General features: G+C 66.1%; 2 protein-coding genes. Both read right to left on the bottom strand.

What is annotated here, in order from left to right; genetic code table 11:
• Positions 1 to 2009 (bottom strand): type I polyketide synthase (locus tag ACGFIV_RS36205; protein ID WP_392839596.1); only part of this gene is annotated, 2009 nt, incomplete at its 3' end.
• A 34-nt stretch (positions 2010 to 2043) separates the two neighbouring features.
• Positions 2044 to 2563: acyl carrier protein (locus ACGFIV_RS36200; RefSeq protein ID WP_392839594.1), on the bottom strand; the 520-nt coding region annotated here is incomplete at its 5' end.

The following is a 2563-nucleotide window of genomic DNA, read 5'->3' as shown; positions in this document are numbered from 1 at the left end:
GCGTCAGGAACAATCCCCCACGAACGCCACAACCGCGCCAGCGCCACCATCACCCCGAACAACACCGGCTGCACCACATCAGCACCCACCAAAGCAGGGGCACCCACATCCCCACGCAACACCCCCACCACCGACCAACCGGTATACGGGCGCAACGCCTCATCACACTCATCCAACGCCCGGCGAAACACCCCGAACGCCTCATACAACCCCAACCCCATACCCGGCTGCTGCGACCCCTGACCAGGAAAAACAAACACCGTCCTCCCCACACCCCGCACAGACACCCGGCCACAAACCACACCCGGATGAACACGCCCCCCAGCAACAGACCCAAGCGCCCCACCCAGGGCCACACCGGCCTCGGCGATCTCACCGATCTGAGCAGTCTCAGCGGCCTGCTCGACACCGCCCACCGCCGGACCCACGATCACGGCCCGGTGCGCGAAATGCGTCCGCCCCCTGGCCAGACCATGAGCCACAGCCACCGCATCCACACCCGGACGACCAGCCAGATAACCCCCCAACCGCTCCGCCTGCGCCCGCAACGCCTCCTCACTGCGCCCCGAAAGCGGCCACACCACCAACGACGACCCACCATCACCGTCGACGACCGGCGGCTCCTCCGAAACGGCCGGCGGCTCCTCCAGAATCAGATGAGCGTTCGTACCACTGATACCGAACGACGACACACCCGCACGCCTGACCCGGTCACCCCCCGGCCACCCCCGCGACTCGGCCAGCAGCGACACCGCCCCACCCGACCAATCCACATGCGGACTCGGCTCGTCCACATGCAACGACCTCGGCAACACCCCCCGCTCCATCGCCGCCACGATCTTGATCACACCAGCGACACCAGCCGCCGCCTGCGCATGACCGATGTTCGACTTCACCGACCCCAGCCACAACGGCCGGTCAGCGGGCCGGTCCTGCCCATAGGTGGCGATGATCGCCTGCGCCTCGATCGGATCACCCAACGTGGTCCCGGTGCCATGAGCCTCGACCACATCGACATCACCCGCCGACAACCCCGCATCCGCCAAAGCAGCACGAATCACCCGCTGCTGCGACGGACCATTCGGAGCCGTCAGACCATTCGACGCCCCGTCCTGGTTGACCGCTGTCCCCCGGATCACCGCCAGAATCGGATGCCCGTTGGCCCGCGCGTCCGACAGTCTTTCGAGCAGGACGAGCCCGGCGCCCTCGCTCGCCACCATGCCGTCGGCACCGGCGCCGAACGCCTTGGTCCGGCCGTCCGCCGCCAGCGCACGCTGCCGGGCGAAGTCCACGAGAAGGTCGGGAGAGGCCATGACCGTGGCACCGCCCGCCAGTGCCAGGGAGCACTCACCCCGGCGCAACGCCTGAACCGCCAGATGGATCGCCACCAGCGACGAGGAACACGCCGTGTCCACCGTGATCGCCGGACCCTCCAAGCCCAGCACATACGAGATACGCCCGGACGCCACGCTGGTCGCCACTCCGGTCAGGCGGTCCCCCTCGGGGGCCTCGACGCTCCCCGAACCGTACTCATGGGACCACGTACCCGCGAAGACGCCGGTGGAAGTCCCGGCCAGGCTGCGCGGATCGATACCCGCACGCTCCACCGCCTCCCACGCGACCTCCAGCAACACCCGCTGCTGCGGATCCATCCCCAACGCCTCACGCGGCGAAATTCCAAAGAACTCCGCATCGAACCCACCAGCGTCAGCCAAGAACCCGCCACGCCGCACATACGTGGTCCCCGACTCATCCGGATCAGAACTGAACAACCTGCCCAGATCCCAGCCACGATCCACCGGGAACTCACCGATCACCTCTCTCCCCGAGGCGACCACATCCCACAAATCCCCAGCAGAACCCACCCCACCAGGGAAACGGCAACCTATCCCCACCACCGCGATCGGCTCGCGAGCCTGACTTTCCAGTTCCTGAAGCCGCTGCTTGGTCTCGTACAGCTCGACCGTGGCCCTCTTCAGATACTGTACGAGCTTTTCCTGGTCGTTCACTGGGTCAACCTCCGCATAATCGTCTCGCCGGACATCAGGAAATGGTCTTGTCAATGAGGTCGAATATCTCGTCGGCCGAAGCCGACATTATTTGTTCGACCACGGAATCCGACTGCCGCCGCGATCTGCCCATGCCTTCGAGCAAGCCGTTGAGCCTGGCTTCGATCGCAGATCTGGCCTCCTCGTCGAGGACGGCCGAGGCGAGGGCGGATTCGAATCTGTCGAGCTCGGAAAGAAGGTCGGAGGACTCCTCCGGTACGACGGGAGAAACCCTGCTGTCGAGGTACGCGCAAAGCGCACGCGGGCTGGGATGGTCGAAGATGAGGGTCGGCGGGAGTTTGAGACCGGTGTGCTGACTCAGATGGTTTCGGAGTTCGAGGGCCGTGAGGGAGTCGAAGCCCAGGGCTTTGAAGGGTCGCTCCGGGTCGATCGAGGTCGAGGTGCCATGTCCCAGAACCATGGCCGCCTGGGTCTGGACGAGCCGCAGGAGGCGCTCGCTCCGATCAGCGGAACCGAGGCCGGCCATTTCGGCCGCGAAGGAGCGTGTGGTGCCG

Source organism: Sphaerisporangium sp. NPDC049003 (assembly GCF_043197795.1).
GTDB lineage: Bacteria > Actinomycetota > Actinomycetes > Streptosporangiales > Streptosporangiaceae > Sphaerisporangium.
Note: the sequence above shows the minus strand (reverse complement) of the source record. Positions and strands in the feature narration are given on the sequence as shown.